The organism is Acidobacteriota bacterium (assembly GCA_016184105.1).
Lineage (GTDB): Bacteria > Acidobacteriota > Vicinamibacteria > Vicinamibacterales > 2-12-FULL-66-21 > JACPDI01.
This window is the reverse complement of sequence record JACPDI010000028.1, coordinates 82,561-98,573: the sequence shown is the minus strand read 5'-3', so window position 1 is coordinate 98,573 and position 16,013 is coordinate 82,561. Positions and strand designations below refer to the sequence as shown.

At 70.4% G+C, this 16,013-nt stretch carries 19 protein-coding genes; 8 read left to right on the top strand and 11 right to left on the bottom strand.

The genetic code is table 11. The features are described from left to right. Positions 1-7: 7 nt before the first annotated feature. Positions 8-1,135, bottom strand: a complete 1,128-nt coding sequence (locus HYU53_10840) for a peptidoglycan DD-metalloendopeptidase family protein (protein MBI2221691.1) — start codon at positions 1,133-1,135, stop codon at positions 8-10. 55 nt (positions 1,136-1,190) lie between these two features. Then, the gene (locus tag HYU53_10835) at positions 1,191-3,266 is read right to left on the bottom strand and encodes an alkaline phosphatase family protein (GenBank protein ID MBI2221690.1); all 2,076 of its coding nucleotides are present in this window, start codon (positions 3,264-3,266) and stop codon (positions 1,191-1,193) included. Between the two features lie 26 nt (positions 3,267-3,292). Here HYU53_10835 and ruvX point away from each other — a divergent pair, with 26 nt between their 5' ends. Next, positions 3,293-3,715, top strand: a complete 423-nt coding sequence (gene ruvX / locus HYU53_10830) for a Holliday junction resolvase RuvX (protein MBI2221689.1) — start codon at positions 3,293-3,295, stop codon at positions 3,713-3,715. Between the two features lie 75 nt (positions 3,716-3,790). Beyond that, positions 3,791-4,846, top strand: a complete 1,056-nt coding sequence (mltG, locus tag HYU53_10825; GenBank protein MBI2221688.1) for an endolytic transglycosylase MltG — start codon at positions 3,791-3,793, stop codon at positions 4,844-4,846. Between the two features lie 28 nt (positions 4,847-4,874). Here mltG and HYU53_10820 read toward each other — a convergent pair whose 3' ends face one another. The 7 genes from HYU53_10820 to HYU53_10790 are packed head-to-tail and all read right to left on the bottom strand — an operon-like array spanning position 4,875 to position 10,318. Then, on the bottom strand, positions 4,875-5,750 hold the full coding sequence (locus HYU53_10820; GenBank protein ID MBI2221687.1) for an NAD(+)/NADH kinase: 876 nt from the start codon (positions 5,748-5,750) through the stop codon (positions 4,875-4,877). After that, positions 5,747-6,490 carry a TlyA family RNA methyltransferase gene (locus HYU53_10815; protein MBI2221686.1) on the bottom strand — a complete coding sequence of 248 codons (744 nt, stop codon included), beginning with the start codon at positions 6,488-6,490 and terminating at the stop codon, positions 5,747-5,749. Before HYU53_10815 ends, HYU53_10820 begins: the two co-directional genes overlap by 4 nt. Further along, positions 6,484-7,434, bottom strand: a complete 951-nt coding sequence (locus HYU53_10810; protein ID MBI2221685.1) for a polyprenyl synthetase family protein — start codon at positions 7,432-7,434, stop codon at positions 6,484-6,486. The genes HYU53_10815 and HYU53_10810 overlap by 7 nt, the downstream gene beginning before the upstream one ends. After that, positions 7,431-7,679, bottom strand: coding sequence for an exodeoxyribonuclease VII small subunit (gene xseB / locus HYU53_10805; protein MBI2221684.1), 249 nt, complete (start codon positions 7,677-7,679; stop codon positions 7,431-7,433). Before xseB ends, HYU53_10810 begins: the two co-directional genes overlap by 4 nt. Further along, on the bottom strand, positions 7,663-9,045 hold the full coding sequence (locus HYU53_10800; protein ID MBI2221683.1) for an exodeoxyribonuclease VII large subunit: 1,383 nt from the start codon (positions 9,043-9,045) through the stop codon (positions 7,663-7,665). The genes xseB and HYU53_10800 overlap by 17 nt, the downstream gene beginning before the upstream one ends. 56 nt (positions 9,046-9,101) lie before the next feature. Then, positions 9,102-9,896, bottom strand: a complete 795-nt coding sequence (locus HYU53_10795; GenBank protein MBI2221682.1) for a TIGR00282 family metallophosphoesterase — start codon at positions 9,894-9,896, stop codon at positions 9,102-9,104. Then, the gene (locus HYU53_10790; protein ID MBI2221681.1) at positions 9,893-10,318 is read right to left on the bottom strand and encodes an Hsp20/alpha crystallin family protein; all 426 of its coding nucleotides are present in this window, start codon (positions 10,316-10,318) and stop codon (positions 9,893-9,895) included. Before HYU53_10790 ends, HYU53_10795 begins: the two co-directional genes overlap by 4 nt. Before the next feature lie 32 nt (positions 10,319-10,350). On the opposite strand from HYU53_10790, the gene HYU53_10785 reads away from it, so the two are divergent. The 4 genes from HYU53_10785 to surE all read left to right on the top strand — a co-directional run bounded on the left by HYU53_10785 (position 10,351) and on the right by surE (position 12,687). Then, positions 10,351-11,196, top strand: a complete 846-nt coding sequence (locus tag HYU53_10785; protein MBI2221680.1) for a hypothetical protein — start codon at positions 10,351-10,353, stop codon at positions 11,194-11,196. 9 nt (positions 11,197-11,205) lie between these two features. After that, on the top strand, positions 11,206-11,466 hold the full coding sequence (locus tag HYU53_10780) for a DNA-directed RNA polymerase subunit omega (protein MBI2221679.1): 261 nt from the start codon (positions 11,206-11,208) through the stop codon (positions 11,464-11,466). Further along, positions 11,463-11,720 (top strand): hypothetical protein, encoded by a 258-nt coding sequence (locus tag HYU53_10775; GenBank protein ID MBI2221678.1) that lies wholly within the window; start codon positions 11,463-11,465, stop codon positions 11,718-11,720. The genes HYU53_10780 and HYU53_10775 overlap by 4 nt, the downstream gene beginning before the upstream one ends. A gap of 127 nt (positions 11,721-11,847) precedes the next feature. Then, positions 11,848-12,687 (top strand): 5'/3'-nucleotidase SurE, encoded by an 840-nt coding sequence (gene surE / locus HYU53_10770; GenBank protein MBI2221677.1) that lies wholly within the window; start codon positions 11,848-11,850, stop codon positions 12,685-12,687. Here surE and gatA read toward each other — a convergent pair. Together gatA and gatC are read right to left on the bottom strand one after the other, a co-directional pair. After that, positions 12,648-14,150: an Asp-tRNA(Asn)/Glu-tRNA(Gln) amidotransferase subunit GatA gene (gene gatA / locus HYU53_10765; GenBank protein ID MBI2221676.1), complete on the bottom strand. Its 1,503-nt coding sequence runs from the start codon at positions 14,148-14,150 to the stop codon at positions 12,648-12,650. The two genes, surE and gatA, sit on opposite strands and share 40 nt — an antisense overlap. Then, positions 14,147-14,449 (bottom strand): Asp-tRNA(Asn)/Glu-tRNA(Gln) amidotransferase subunit GatC, encoded by a 303-nt coding sequence (gatC, locus tag HYU53_10760; GenBank protein ID MBI2221675.1) that lies wholly within the window; start codon positions 14,447-14,449, stop codon positions 14,147-14,149. The genes gatA and gatC overlap by 4 nt, the downstream gene beginning before the upstream one ends. A 30-nt stretch (positions 14,450-14,479) precedes the next feature. On the opposite strand from gatC, the gene amrB reads away from it, so the two are divergent. After that, positions 14,480-15,325, top strand: a complete 846-nt coding sequence (gene amrB / locus HYU53_10755; protein MBI2221674.1) for an AmmeMemoRadiSam system protein B — start codon at positions 14,480-14,482, stop codon at positions 15,323-15,325. Continuing rightward, positions 15,325-15,906, top strand: a complete 582-nt coding sequence (gene amrA / locus HYU53_10750; protein ID MBI2221673.1) for an AmmeMemoRadiSam system protein A — start codon at positions 15,325-15,327, stop codon at positions 15,904-15,906. Before amrB ends, amrA begins: the two co-directional genes overlap by 1 nt. Positions 15,907-16,013: the final 107 nt, after the last annotated feature.

Here is a 16,013-nt window from a genome sequence, read left to right as displayed (position 1 = left end):
GCGGTCATCACCGTTTCAGCCATTGTAAGGGATCGACCGGACGACCGTCGATGCGCAGCTCGAAATACAGTGCGGCCGCGCCGGTCGGCGTGCGCCCAACGGTGCCAACCTGCCTCTGTCGTTCGACGCCGTCTCCCTTTCTGACCGCCATCGTCTCGAGATGGCCGTAGAGCGAAAAGTCCTCGCGCCCTGCGTCCGACGAATGCTGGAGAATCACGAGGTTGCCGAAGCCCGGGAACGGGCCGGCGAACGCGACCGTGCCTTCGTGGATCGCGCCCACCGCGGCGCCCTCGGCCGCATCGATTTCCACGCCGTTGCGGACGATGCTCGTGCCGAAGCGCGAGGCGCGCCGGCGGCCGAACGCCGCGCGGACGCGGCCGCGCGCGGGCCAGGGCAGATCGCCGCGGAACGGCTCGATCGGCAGCGCGATCGTGTCCCCCGCGGAGCGGCCGGCGGCCAGCGCGGCGATGGCGGCCTGCAGCTTCCGCTGGGCGTCCTGCAGCTCGCCGGCGAGCTGCGCGTTGAGGTCGCGCTGGCGGTCGATGCTCTCCACGCGGGCGTTGCGCGCGTGGATCGCGCGGTCGGGCGCCGCGCGCGCGGCCGACGCGCCCGCCTGGACGCGGCGCGCCGTTTCGGCGCGGCGTTGCAGCGTGACGCGCGCGGCGCGCAGCTCGGCGAGCTGCCGCCGGTGGCTGTCGACGCGCTCGCGGTCGAGGCGCGCCATCGCGCTGACCGTCCGGTACGCGCGGCCGACGCTGCGCACGTCCTCGACGTCCAACAGCAGCCGCCAGTAACCGGGCCGCCCCATCCGGTAGAGCGACGACAGGCGCGCGGCGATGATCGGCGCGTCCTCGACGACCCGTCGCTCGAGCGCCGCCGCCCGCGCGCCGGTCGCCGCCAGCTCGCTCTGCACCGTGAGCAGCTCCGCGTCGAAGCGCGCGACCTCTTCCGCCTTGATCTGCCGATCCACTTCGAGCCGGCGCAGCTCGTTCAGGATCGTCCGCTCCTGGGTGGCGAGCTGCTCGGCCTCGGCGTGGAGCGCGCGGATGCGTTCGGTCGCGCGCCGCGCCAGCGCGTCGGCGCGCGCGCGCTCGTTCTGCGCGAAGAGCCTTTCACCGCAGAACGCGCCGAGCACGCAGACAACCAGGATCAGAAGGCGGACCTGGCCTCCGGCCTCTGGCCCCTGACCTCTAGAACAGGCTCTTGCCATCGATCTCCGCCGGCACCGCGAGCCCGAAGTACTTCAGCACCGTGGGCGCGATGTCCATGATGTGCGGCGTGCGTCCCGCCTCGAGCCGTCGCGTCGAGATGAGGACGCCCGAGGTCGCCTGGTAGTCGTAGCCGCCGTGGTCGGCGCTCCACTTGCGGTCGTTCGCGTAGACGACCTCCTTTGGCGCGCCGCCCAGCGTGGTCTGCCACGAGACCCGGTAGCCGTCGGCCATGCCCACCTGCAGGTCCGACGCGTTCTGCAGGTACTCGCCCTTGTACGTGTCGTCGCGCTTGTAGACCGCGCGGACGATCGGCGTGCCGTCCTCCGGATCCCGGAAGGTCAGGAGCTTCGCGCTCAGCTCCTCGGCGAGCTCGGTGTACTCGGCGCCGGCCGACACGATCCCCTCGGCTTCGCGCCCCTTGAGGTTGAAGTAGATCTGGCCGATGCCCATCGCGTACGCGCGCGTGCGGCTCCAATCCACGTCCTCCCAGAACTCTCCACCGCCGAAGAGATCGTCCAGGCGCTTCTCGCCCGCGCGCTGGCCGCGGAGCGTCATGTAGCCGTTCTGTACGAGCCACGTGTTCAGGTTCACCGCCTTGCGCCACGAGTGGAAGCCGTGGTCCGACACGATCAGGATCGGCGTGCCCGGCTCCAGGTGTTCCAGCATTTCGCCCACGAACTGGTCGGCGCGGCGGTACACACGCTCGATCGAGTCGCCCAGTTTGGCCGCCAGCGCCGCGTCGTACAGCGGGTGCTTCGGATCGATGAGCCGCCACATCATGTGCTGGACGCGGTCGGTCGACTCGATGACCCCGACCATCAGGTCCCAGTTTCTCGCGTCGATCCGGCTCAGGATCACCTGCGCGCGATCGTCGAATGCGCGATACAGGTCGTCCATGAACGTCCGGTCGTCCAGGCGTCCTTCGTTGAGCGGCCACGTGGCTTCGGCCCATCCGAGCGTGCGGTAGGGGCCGAGCCGCTCGTAGAGATCGCCGGCGAACGACTCGGGGTACGACATCGGCATCGGCGGGTTGTCCGCCTTCCAGTTCACCGGCGACACATACAGCTGCAGCTCGTCGTCCGCGTTGACGAGGTACATCTGCGCCATGCCGTGCACGCGCACGAGGAAGTTCACGCGGAACTCGAGGTCGATCCAGCGGCTCCAGCCGCCCGGCTTGAGCATGATGGACTGCCCCTGGACCTCGATCGTCGCCGAGCGCTCTCCCTCGCGCTTGTTCCAGTGGATCGTCATCGGGACCCGGACGTCTTCCTGCGCCTCGAGCTCGGCAATCCGCGCGCGGTCGGCGTCCGTGATGCCGCGCCCCTTCGCGCGGATCTGCTGCAGCTGCTGCCGCACGATCGGATTCGGCGGCCCGGCCAGCTCGGTGTGCGCGATGTCCCCGTCGAAGATCAGTCGCTTGAGGATGCCGCCCATCTCGGTGTTGCCCTCCTCGTAGCGGCTGAGATCGGTGGCGAAGTAGTAGAACGTGCCCATCGTGCCGCGGATGTCGGGAAGGGGAAGGCCGGCGAGCATCTCGCCGTTGGGCACCTCCTCGGGCGGGAACGTCACCGGCACGGTGAGGATCGACGAACGCACCCCGCTCCTGCCGGCGGTGACCCAGAACGACGTGCCGCCGCGGATCGACACCACCTTCGGCTTCCTGATCGGGATGTAGCTGAAGAGGAACCGCGCGGGCTCGCGCCGCACCATGCCCAGGTCCGGCATGTAGTTCGTGGTATCGCGGACGAGAAAATCGTAGATGTTGTGTTTCCCGGGGTTGACGCCGGTGGCGAACGACGCCCACGCGGTGGGTGATTCCGGGGACACGGTGGTTTCGAGCGGGTAGAGACCGCCTTCCTTGATGAGCCTCGCGAAATGGGGAAGGCGCCCCTGCGCGACCCACCGCTCCACCAGGTCCGGGTCGAGCCCGTCAAATCCGATGATGACCAGCTTCTGCGTGAACTTCTCGGGGCGGTTGCCGGCGCGGCACGCGACGAACAGCGCCAGCGAGGCGATCGACACGGAGGCGACCAGGACCCGGAATCGGTTGTGCATGGAAGCCCGAATTATACTCTCAGCCCGTGCGAGTCGTGGGAGTGGATGTCGGCCTTCGTCGGATTGGGCTCGCGCGTTCGGACGCGACGGCGGTGCTCGCTTCGCCGTGGCGGACGCTGGCGGCCACGGGCCGGCCCGAGACCGACGCCGACCTGATCGCCGCCGCCGTGGCGAGCCTGGACGATCCGCTGCAGGCCATCGTGCTCGGTCACCCGCGCAAGCTGGACGGATCCGCGACGCACCTGACGGCGCACGTCGAAGCCGTGGCGGCCGCGCTGCGCGCGCGCGTGGGCGTGCCCGTCGTCCTGCAGGATGAACGGCTGACGAGTCGCGAAGCAGAGATGCGGCTCGCCGAGCGCGAAAGGAGCTGGCGGAAGCGGAAAGACAAACTTGACGCGGCCGCGGCGGCCGTCATGCTACAGGACTACCTCGACGCGCTGTCTGACTGATCCACGTGTGTGATGTACTGATGTGGGGAGGGCCCTTCGGGCTCGCCGGGCGGACCTGAAAGGTCCGCCCCACAACTGACCATGAAACGTCTTCTCGGCGTTCTCGCTATTCTTCTGCTCGCTGTCGCCGGTGGCGCCTCTTACGTCCTCACCCGTGTCAACCAGCCGTACAAGGGCTACGAGGGGGCGGAGCAGTTCGTGGAGATCCCCCAGGGGAGCGGCGTGGCGGCCATGGCGCGCCGCCTCGCCGACGCCGGCGTCGTGCGCGATCGGCTGGCGTTCCGCTACGCCGTCTGGTTGACCGGCGAGTCGCGCTCGCTGAAGGCGGGCGAGTACCGCTTCGATCGCCCGATGACGGCCGAAGAGGTCGTGCGGAAGATCGCGCGCGGAGAGGTGTACCTGCGATCGATCACGTTCCGCGAGGGGCTGACGATTCGCGAGATGGCGTCGCACTTCGAGCAGCAGGGTTTCGGCGGCGCCGCGTCGTTCATCGAGGCGGCCAGGAACCCCGAGCGCATACGCGATCTCGATCCCGCCGCGACGGACCTGGAGGGCTACCTCTTTCCAGACACCTACGCGCTTCCGCGGAAGGCGACGGCCGCCCGGCTCGTGGATCTGATGGTCGCCCGCTTTCACCAGCAGGTGGGCGGCGATCTGCCCGCGCGCGCGCAGGCCGCCGGCAGGACGGTGCGCGCGGTGGTGACGCTCGCCTCGCTCGTCGAGAAGGAGACGGGCAAAGGGGAGGAACGGCCGCTCGTGGCCGCCGTGTACGCGAACCGCCTGAAGATTGGAATGGGATTGCAGTGCGATCCCACGGTGATCTACGCCATCCAGCGCGCGGGACGCGACGTGAAGAACATCACGCGCGAAGACCTGCAGTTCGACTCTCCCTACAATACGTACCGCTACGCGGGGCTCCCGCCTGGCCCGATTGCCTCGCCGGGCCGCGCGTCGCTCGACGCCGCCCTCGACCCGGCCGGCGTCCCGTACCTCTATTTCGTGTCCCGCAACGACGGCTCGCACGTCTTCGCGTCCACGCTCGACGAACACAACAGGAATGTCTTTCAGTGGCAGATCCTGTACTGGCGGGCGCAACGACGTCTGCAGCAGCAGGGGTCGATGGGACGCTGAACCCCTCGAACCCCTCGAACCTGTTCTTCTATCTCTGCCCCCACTTCAACTTCTGCCGCAGCACGTCGAAGTACGTCCGCGAGGACGCGCGCATCAGCTTCAGCCGCTGGGAGGCGCACTTGACGACGATCTCGTCACCGGCCTCGAGGGGCACGCCGTGCTGGCCGTCGAAGGTCGCGTACAGTTCGTCGCTGCTGCCGCCCACGCCCGGTTTGATCCGCACTTCCGACGAGCCGGGAATGACGATGGGGCGATACGTGAGCGTGTGCGGCGCGATGGGCGTCAGGACAACCGCGTCGACGTCCGGGTGCACGATCGGCCCGCCGGCCGCGAGGTTGTAGGCGGTCGATCCGGTCGGCGTCGTCACGATGAGGCCGTCAGCGCGGACGTGCGTCACCGGCTGGCCGTTGATCGTGATGGCCATGTCCACGATCCGCGACAGCGACCCGCGATTGACGACGATGTCGTTGAGTGCGAGCCGGTCGTCGGCGATCCGGCCGGCGCGCATCACCTGCCCGCGGATCAGCATCCGTTCCTCGATCGTCGCCTTGCCGTCCACCGCGGCGGCCAGCGCGGCCTGGATCTCCTCGAGGGTGACCTCTGTCAGGAACCCCAGGCTGCCGAAGTTGATGCCGAGGATGGCGACGTCCACGCCGAGCCGCGTGATGCGGTTGGCCATCCCGAGCAGCGTGCCGTCGCCGCCCAGGACGACGAGGAGGCCGACGTGCTTCGGCAGATCGTCGCGGGTGGCGATGGGGAAGTCCTTCGGCACCCCTGCCAGCACCGCCGTATCCGTGTCGAACATCGTCTGGATGCCGCGCGCCTGCAGCCACCCGGCGATCTCGGCGAGCACGCCGGCCGCTCCCTGCAGATCCCGCCGCGCGACGACACCCACCTTGCTCAACGGCATTTGAGATGAAGGAGAAACTCGCGATTGCCTTCGGCCCCTTCAATGGGCGAGGCCGCCAGGCCGCGACGCGTCAATCCTACTGCATCGGCCGCAGCGGCGACCTCCGCCACCACCCGGTCGTGCACGGCCGGGTCGCGCACGATCCCGCCCGCGCCCACCTCCGCCCGGCCCGCCTCGAACTGCGGCTTGACGAGGGCGACAATGTCGCCTCCCTCGCGGAGCAGCGGCGGAAGCTGCGGAAAGATGTAACGCAGGGAGATGAACGAGACGTCGATCGTGACGATATCGAACTGCCGCGCGGCATCCGGGAGCTGCCGGGCCGTCAGGGTGCGCGCGTTGACGCGCTCGATGACGATGACGCGCGGATCGGTGCGCAGCGTCCAGTCGATCTGCCCGTGTCCGACATCGAGCGCGACGACGCGCGCCGCACCGCGCCGCAGCAGGACGTCGGTAAAGCCGCCCGTGGAGGCGCCGATGTCCAGCGCCGTGCGCCCGCGCACGGCGACGCCAAACGTCTCGAGCGCGTGCGCGAGCTTCACGCCGCCGCGTCCGACGTAGGGGTGATCCGGTACGGCAAGCGCGATCGTGTCGTCCGCCCTGACCGCTTCGCCTGCCTTGCGCGCCGGCCGGCCGTTGACGAGCACCTGGCCGGCCAGGATGAGCGCCCGCGCGCGCTCGCGCGTCGGCGCGAGCCCGCGCTCGACCAGCGAGAGATCGAGGCGGTGTTTCACGATCTCCGCGTCAGCACCCAGCGCGCCAGGTCCGGCAGGATCCCTGCCACGCGGGCCTGGTCGAGCGCCACGAGCGCGCGCTCCACGCAATGGGCCGCCATGTGTCGCGACTCGTTCAGACCGAACAGCGCCGGGTAGGTCGGCTTGCCGGCGGCGGCGTCCTTGCCGGCGCTCTTGCCCAGCTCCGCGGCGCTTCCCTCGACGTCGAGAATGTCATCGACGATCTGGAAAGCGAGTCCAAGCTCCGCCGCGTACCGGTCCACGGCGCCGACCACGTGGGGGGGCGCGCCCGCCATGATCGCGCCGCTCGTCGCGGAGGCCCGGATGAGGGCCCCCGTCTTTCGTCCGTGCATGGCCCGCACCGCGTTCGCGTCGAGCGCGACCGCCGGCGTGGCGCCCGGCCGCCCCTTGCCCGCCGCGTCGAGATCGATCGCCTGCCCGCCGACCATGCCCTCGGCCCCCGCGGCTCTCGCGAGGAGCGCGACGACCTGCAGCTTGCGCGAGGTGAGCGATCCGTCGGGATCCGGCTGCGAGACGATCACCTCGAAGGCACGCGTCAGCAGCGCGTCACCCACCAGCACCGCCAGCCCGTCCCCGTACACCACGTGCGTCGTCGGCAGGCCGCGCCGCAGCGTGTCATCGTCCATGGCCGGGAGGTCGTCGTGCACGAGCGAGTAGGTGTGGACGAGTTCGAGGGCGCATGCCGCGTGCACCGCCTGCTTCACGGCGCGATCCTCGGCGATGCCCGACAGCGGCGCGACCGCTTCGGCGGCGGCAAGGCAGAGCACAGGGCGCAGTCGCTTGCCGCCGGCCTCGACGGGATATCGCAGCGCGTCGGTGAGCACCGGCGGCGTGTCGGGTGGCACGACGAGGCGGGCCAGGGCGCGGTCGGCGACTCGTCGCAGCCGGGCGAGCGAATCATCGAGCGGCTGCGCGGAGGGTGTCACCGCGGCTTGTCTCCCTCGTCCGCGCCGAGCGAGGGGGGCGCCGGCCGCAGCTCGCCCCGCTCGTTGAGCAGCTCGATCCGCTTTTCGGCTTCCTCGAGGCGCGCGTGGCAGAAGCGCGACAGCTGCACGCCGCGCTCGAAGAACTGGAGCGATTTCTCGAGGGGGAGATCTCCCTCCTCGAGCGCCTTCACGACCGTTTCGAGCTCCGCGATGGCGGACTCGAAGTCTTTAATGGTTTCGGGCATCGGACACCGTGCAGTCGATCTCGCCTTCGTGCAGCGTGACGTGAATGGCGTCGCCGGGGGCGACGCTCGACGCGCGCCGCAGGATCGCGGTGCGGTCCTCGTTCCACGCGACGGCGTAACCGCGCGCGAGCACGCCCAGCGGGCTGAGGCTCTCGAGCCGGCCGGCGAGCGTGCGCAGACGGCCGTCGAGCCCCTGGCGCCGGCGCGCGTCGGCCGCGCGCATGCGGCCGTCGGCGGACACGAGCCGGCCGCGCACGGTCGCCAGCCGCCGCCGGAGATCGAGCGTCTCGAGGCGGAGGCGCAGCCGCGTGAGGCGCCGTTCCCGGCGGGCGATCTGCTCCGCGGTATTTCGCCTGAGGGCGTGCGTCAACTCCGCCGCGTGGCGCCCCCGCATCGCGATGCGCGCGGTGAACGCGCCGAAACCGCGTCGCGCCAGCCACGCCTGGACGCCGGCCCGGCGGCGCTGCACGCCGTGCCGTGCGGCCGCGCGGAGACGATCGCTCAGGCGATCGATGCGCGTGCAGTACTCGTCTTTCGCCTTGACGACCAGCTCGGCGGCGGCCGAAGGGGTCGGCGCGCGGAGGTCCGCCACGAAATCCGCGATCGTGAAGTCCACCTCGTGGCCGACCGCCGAGATCACCGGGACGGGCGCGGCAGCGATCGCGCGCGCGACCGGCTCCTCGTTGAACGCCCACAGGTCCTCGACCGAGCCGCCGCCACGACCGACGATCAGGACGTCGACGCCGGCCACGCGGCCGATGTCGCGCACCGCGCGCGCGATGTCGGCCGCCGCCCCTTCTCCCTGCACCCGCGTGGGACGGATGACGAGATGCGCGTTGGGGTAGCGGCGCCGCAGCACGTTGATGATGTCGCGCAGCGCCGCGCCGTCGAGCGACGTGACGACGCCAATCTTGCGCGGCAGGGAGGGCAGCGCGCGCTTGCGCGCCGCGTCGAACAGCCCTTCGCCCTGCAGTGTCCTCTTCAGCTGCTCGAATGCGACCTGCCTCGCGCCAAATCCCTGCGGCTCGAGATATTCGCAGACAAACTGGTACTCCCCCTTCGGGCCATACACGCTCACGCGTCCGCGGGCGACGACGTGAAATCCATCTTCGGGCTTGAACTTCAGGTATCGGACGGCGGAGCGGTACATGATCGCCTTGATCTGCGCGCGGTCGTCCTTGAGCGAGAAGTACACGTGCCCCGTGTTCCACAGGCGGCAGTTCGACAGCTCTCCTTCGACCCATATGTCCACGAAGCGGGACTCGAGGGCGCCGCGGATCTCGCTCGTCAGCTCGCTGACGGAGAGCACGTGCCGCTCGGAGGGGCCCGATGGTTCGGGAGGGCCGGGCGCCTCGCGCACGTCCATGCCGGGATCCGGCTCGTCCTCGAAGGGCAGATCGAAGAGCGATGGCATGGCAGATCTCAGGATTTCAAATCGTGCGGCGTGATGCTGAGCCGCTCGATTCCGGTCGCTTTTCCTGTCGCCGCGTCGGCGGTGATCACGACCGCGTGCAGCCTGGGATCGCCCGACGCCGCCTCGAAGCGCGCCGGCATCCCCGTCAGGAACCGGCCGAGCGCGGCCTGCTTCTCGACGCCGATGATCGAGTCGTGCGGGCCGGTCATGCCGACGTCGGTGATGCACGCGGTGCCGCCGGGCATCACGCGCTCGTCGGCCGTCTGCACGTGCGTGTGCGTGCCGACGACCGCCGTCGCCTTGCCGTCGAGATGCCACGCCATGGCCACCTTTTCCGACGTCGCCTCCGCGTGGAAATCCACCAGGATCACCCGGGTCTTCGCGCGGAGCGCCTCGATCTCGCGCAGGACGACGGCGAACGGATCGTCGAGCGGCGTCATGAACACGCGCCCCATCACGTTGACGATGCCGACCGCCTGGCCGCTCGCGCCCTGGACGAGTGCGCGCCCGTTGCCCGGCACGCCCGCGGGAAAGTTGGCGGGGCGCAGCAGCCGCGGCTCCCGCGGGATGTAGTCGAGGACTTCCTTCTTGTCCCAGATGTGGTTTCCCGACGTCATCACGTCGATCCCGTAGCCGCGCAGCTCGTCGCCGATGTCCTTCGTGATGCCAAAGCCGGCCGCCGCGTTCTCCACGTTGGCGACGACCAGGTCGGCGTCGTGGCGCTCGACCAGCAGCGGGATCGCGCGGCGCGCCATGTCACGGCCCGGCCGCCCCATGATGTCGCCAATGAAGAGGATTTTCACTGCGCCTGGATCGGGATGACGATTTCCTTGCCGCGGCGATCTTCAAGGCGCGGGACGGTGATGCGCAGCTCGCCGCCGGCGAGCGTCGCCGCCGCACGCGCGGCGTCGAACGCGCCGTGAAGGCGGATGCCGCGGGCGAACCGCCCGAAGCTGCGCTCCGCGACGTGAAACTGCGCGTGGTCGCAGCCGCACGGGGCGCCCGGCTTCTCGCCAATCACAATGACGACGCCGTTCTTCATCACGGCGCGGACCGAGGCGGCCGGCACGCCCGGGACGTCGACGACGATGGTGACCCCGTCGGGTGTCTCGAAGACGTCCACCGGCGGCACGTACTCGCCGGCGCCGCGCCCGGCGAACTGCCGATCGAGATCGTCGAACGCGCGCCGGATATCCGAGGCGAAATCGCTGATGTCTGGAAACATCGGAGCCACAGCAGGTTATCTTACACCCGGCGATGGACGATTTTGACCGGCTGGCCGCCGACACTGCGTCGAGCGCGACCACGTTGCTGAGTTCTGTCGCGACGCTGCTCGCCGAGGCGCGCGCCCGGGGGGGCCGGGCGCGCCGCCTCGCCGCCGTGCGCGCCTGCCGCGCGCAACCGTCGATGGGCGCCGTGTGGAACCTCGCGGCGGCGGCGCTCGACGACAGCGACCTCTTCGATCGCCTGGCGCAGCGCGCCGGCCGCTCCGCCGCCGCCGCGGCACGCCACGCCGCGCCACTCCTGCGCGACGACACGCGGCGCGTCATCACGTGCTCGCGCAGCGCGGCCGTGGAGGCCTGCATCCGCGCGCTCGCGCGCCCGGCCGTCTGCGCCGAGTCGCGCCCCGCGCTCGAAGGGCGCGCGCTCGCCGAGAGCCTCGCGCGCGATGGCCTGGCCGTCACCGTCGTCGCCGACGCCGCGATCGCGTCGAATCTCTCGCCAGGTGACGTCGTGCTTGTCGGCGCGGACGCGATCGCCGCCGGCTGGTTCATCAACAAGACCGGCACCGGGCAACTCTGTGCGGCGGCGCTGCTCGCGGGCGTGCCCGCCTATGTCGTGTCGGGCCGGGAGAAATGCGTGTGCGAGCCGGTTGCGACCGCCTTGTCGCTGCGCCGCGACGCTCCGGCATCGCTCTGGCCCGCGCCGCCGCCGGGCGTGACCGTCGAGAACGTGCTGTTCGAGCGCGTGCCGCTCGATCGCGTGGCAGGCGCGATCACCGACGCGGGACTGCTCGCGGGCGACATGATCGCGGCGGCGTGCGAGGCTGCGGTGCCTGCGCCCGCCGCGCGCGCGCTTCTCGATCTGCTGAAAGAGGAGTAACCTGTAGGCATGCCCGACGTCGATACGACCGCTCCGCAGCCCGGAACCGAAACGGCTCCCGCCGAACGAGCGGCGCCGATCGACAGCCGGTTCCTGTTCGTCGACGTCGCCGCGCAGCGCGCCAAGCAGCTGCGACGGGGCGTCGTGCCCCGCGTGCCGCGCGAGGCCGGCGTGCCGCGCAAGCTCGAGCGGCTCGCGATGGACGAGGTCCGGCAGGGCTACATCCTCTATACCTTGCCGCCCGTGCCGGGGCGGCGCAGAGAGCTGTGACCGCAGACGTGCAACACCTCATCTTCGGATTCATCGAGGGGGTCGGCGCTGCCGTCGTCTTCCTCCTGGCGCTTTTCATCGGGTTTACCGTCCTGTTCAATTTGCCCAAGTTCCGGGCCACCAGCCGCAAGACGCTGGTCATCAAGAGCCTCGACGAACGCGTGGGGGAGCCGATCCGGTTTCTCCCGCCCGACGCCCCGCGCGGCCAGGTCGATCAGCTCGCGGCCGGAACCCGACGGGCGGCTCGGACGTAACGCAAAGTGGGACAGTCACACTTTCCAGTCGACCCGCTGAAAGTGTGACTGTCCCACTTTCCGCGGCCTTCCGTGTCCTGGTGAAGGCGGTCAAGCCGGCGCTCGCGTGAGGTGTATCATCGGCGCCATGATGATCCTGTGGCGCCGAACGTGGCCGGTTCTGGCCTTCCTCGCGGTGCTGGGCGCGGTGCTTCCCGCGCAACAGCCGGCGAAGCCCTATCGCATTCTCGTCACCAATGACGACGGTATCCGCGCGCCGGGCATCCTGGCCGTGGCGCAGGCCCTGGCCCGCCTTGGCGAGGTGACCGTCGTCGCCCCTGCCGAGAACCAGAGCGGCAAGGGGCACTCGATCACGATCGGCGACCCGATGTACGTGGACAAGGTTGCGCTCCCCGACGTGCCTACGGCCTGGCGCGTGGTGGCGACGCCCGCCAGCTGCGTGAAAGTGGCGCTTGGCGCGCTGATGACCGACAAACCCGACCTCGTCGTGTCCGGCATCAACCGTGGCTACAACCTGGGCGCGGTCTCGTACGTATCGGGCACGGTGGGAGCCGCCCGGGAGGCGGCGCTGCAGGGGATTCCCGCGATCGCCGTGTCGATGGCGGTGGAGGGGGACCCTCACTACCTCGCGGCGGCCGAGATGGTGCGCCGCATCGCGGAGCAGGTGAAGACGCGAGGGCTGCCCTCCGGCGCGTTCCTCAACGTGAACATCCCGGCGGGCAGCGCCGACGCGATCAAGGGGATCCGCGTGACGCGCCAGAGCCTGTTGACGGGCACAGAGCGCTTCGAGGAGCAGAAGAGCCCGAACGGCCGGCGCTACTTCTGGAGCATCTGGGAGGAACCCACGGCCGATCCGGAGGGCACCGACGTCTGGGCCACGGATCACGGCTACGTGTCGGTGGTGCCGATGCGGATCGGCGAGTTCGATCAGGCCACGTTCGACGCGTGGTCGGCGGCGTGGCGCTGATACGCGTCCGCAGCCCGAAGGACACCGGCTTCGTCGAACGCCCGGCCGATCAGCTGCAGGCCGATCGGCAGCCCGCCCCGTGACGTGCCGCACGGCACGCTGATGGCCGGCAGGCCCGCGAGGTTCACCGCGACGGTGAACACGTCGGCCAGATACATCTGCAGCGGATCATCCATCCGCTCGCCGAGGCGGAAGGCGGGCGTGGGCGTCGTGGGCATCGCGATCAGGTCGGCGCGCGCGAGCGCCTGCTCGTAGTCGCGCGCGACGAGCGTGCGGACCTGCTGCGCCTTCAAGTAGTACGCGTCGTAGTAACCGGCGCTCAGGACGTAGGTGCCGAGCATGATTCGGCGTTTCACCTCGGCGCCGAACCCCTCCGCGCGCGTTCGCTCGTACATGTCGGCCAGCCCCTCGCCGGGAGCGAGCGGCGCGCGGCGGCCGTAACGCACGCCGTCGTAGCGCGCGAGGTTGGAGCTGGCTTCCGCTGTGGCGATCAGGTAGTACACCGGCGTGGCGTACTTCGCGTGCGGCAATTCGATTTCCACGACCGTCGCACCGAGCGACACCAGCGCGCGCAGCGCTTCGTCGAACGACCGCCGCACGTCATCATCGATCCCCGCCTGCGCCTCTCGCGCGCCGGTGCCGTTCCCGTGTCGCCCCTCTTCCAGCACGCGCGTCGGGATGCCGATCCGGACACCGCGCAGGTCCGCGCCGTCGAGCGCCGCCGCGTAGTCCGGCACGTCGCGCCGCGAGCAGGTGGCGTCCATCGGATCGGCGCCCGCGATGGCGCCGAGCACAATCGCCGCATCGCGCGCGTCGAGCGACAACGGTCCAATCTGATCGAGCGACGAGGCAAAGGCCACCAGGCCGTACCGCGACACGCGGCCGTAGGTCGGCTTCAGGCCGACGACGCCGCAGAGCGCGGCGGGCTGGCGGATCGAGCCGCCGGTATCGGAGCCGAGCGCGAGCGGCACCATGCCGGCGGCGACGGCCGCCGCCGAGCCGCCGCTCGAACCGCCGGGGATGCGCGCGGGATCCCGCGGGTTCATCGTGGGCCCGAACGCGGAGTGCTCGGTTGAAGAGCCCATGGCGAACTCGTCGCAGTTGGCCTTACCGATCACGACGGCGCCCGCCTCTTCGAGCCGTGCGACCGCCGTCGCGTCATAGGGCGGCAGATAACCGGCGAGGATGCGCGACCCCGCGGTCGTTTCGACATCCACCGTGCAGAGGTTGTCCTTGATGGCCACGGGCACGCCGCTGAGGGGGCCCGTGCGGCCGCGGGCGCGCTCGGCGTCCACGGCCTTTGCGCGGGCGAGCGCGCGGTCGCCGGTCACGCGAAGGAAGGCGTGAATGCCGGCGTCGCGCGCCGCGATGTCGGCGAGGGCGCGCTCGCACACGTCGACGGCTGACAGGTCGCCGCTTCGGACGAGGCGGGCGATGGCAGCGGCGGTTCGGGGCGCGCTCATCCAAGCACCCGTGGCACTTTGAACAGCCCGGCGTCGCGATCGGCCTCGGGCGCGTTCCGGTGCGTGGCACCGGCGCCGAGCGACGGGCGTTCCTCGTCGTCCCGCAACGGCGCCTCGGGGTCGGGGAACGGATGGGACATGGGGGGCACGGCGGACGTGTCCACCTGCTGCACCTGCTCGGCGTAGGCCAGGATGCGGCGCAACTGCCCGGCGAAGCGTTCGGTTTCCTGCGGGGTCAGCCGGAGGCGTGCGAGCCTGGCGACTCGCTCGACATCGTCCGGTCCAAGCTCGGAGGCCATAGGTGTATCGTATGCGACGGAGGCATGCCCGTGCCGATGATTCGGCCGCCGGCGGTGGCGGGTTCGTGGTATCCGGGCTCACGCGGCGCGCTCGAGCAGGAGGTGGACTCGCTGCTCGCGGCCGCGCGCGTGCCGGCGCTTTCCGGAACGGTGGCGGTGATCGCGCCCCACGCCGGGATGATGTTTTCCGGCGGCGTCGCCGCCCATGCGTACCGCGCGGTGGCGTCAGAAGATTTCGATGTCATAGTCCTGGTGGGCCCGTCGCACTACGTCGCGTTCGACGGCGTCGCGATTCACGATCGCGGCGGCTTCGAGACCCCGTTGGGGGTCGCCGAGATCGACGAGGAGCTTGCCGCGACGATGATCGCCGCCTCCGCCATCATCCGGCCGCATCCCACGGCGCACGTGCGGGAGCACTCCCTGGAGATGCACCTGCCCTTCATCCAGCGCGTGCTGTCCGCGCGGATCGTGCCGCTCGTGATTGGATACCAGACCCGGTCGACGATCCTCGCGTTGGCCGACGCCCTGTCGCGCACGCTTGCGGGGCGGCGGGCGCTCATCGCGGCGAGCACCGACCTGTCGCACTACTTCGAGGCGGAGCGCGCGGAAAAACTCGACGGGCTCGTCGCGCGGTTTGTCGAGCGTTTCGACCCCGACGGGCTCCTGGACGAGTACGAGAGCTATCCCGAGCACGAGCGCGGCCGCTACGTGGCGTGCGGCGGCGGCGCGGCGATCGCCGCCATGATCGCGGCGCGCGATTTGGGCGCAGGGCGCGCGCACGTGCTGCGGTACGCGCATTCCGGAGACGTGTCGGGCGACCGCACCGCGGTCGTCGGGTACCTGGCCGCCGCGTTCAGCCGGCCGCGGGCACACTGATGCCGTTGTCGCCGGATGCACGGCGTGAGCTGCTGCAGATTGCCCGCGACGCGGTGGCCGCGGCGGTCCAGGGACGGCACTACGATCCCCGCGGCGAGGCGCTGGGCGCCGAATCTCCGGCGGGCGCATTCGTGACGCTGCGCCGCTTCGGCGAGCTGCGGGGATGCATCGGCCAGATCGAACCCCGGCAGCCGCTCGCCGCGACCGTGGCGCATTGCGCGATTGCGGCCGCCGTTCGCGACCCGCGCTTTCCCCCGCTCACCGCCCCCGAGCTCGACGCCGCGACCGATATCGAGATCTCCGTCCTGACCCCGATGGAGCGGGTCGCGTCGGTCGACGAGATCGAGATCGGGCGCGACGGCCTCCTTGTTCAACAGCGATCGCACAGCGGCCTCCTGCTCCCGCAGGTCGCCACCGAGTGGGGATGGGACCGCGACACCTTCCTGGCCCACGCGTGCCGCAAGGCCGGGCTGCCGGCAGACGCCTGGAAGCACGGCGCGGAGATCTTCAGGTTCCAGGCGGAGATCTTCGGGGAGAAGGAGCTCTTACCGCAGAACGCGCGGAACACGCAGGAATCCTAGGCGATCAGCGATCGCAGCGTCGCGAGGTTCATCGCGTCGTACGGATCGATCTCGAGCGGCGCCCGCGTCGATCGCCTTCGCTCCCGCTCATCGTCCTTCGGTGTTTC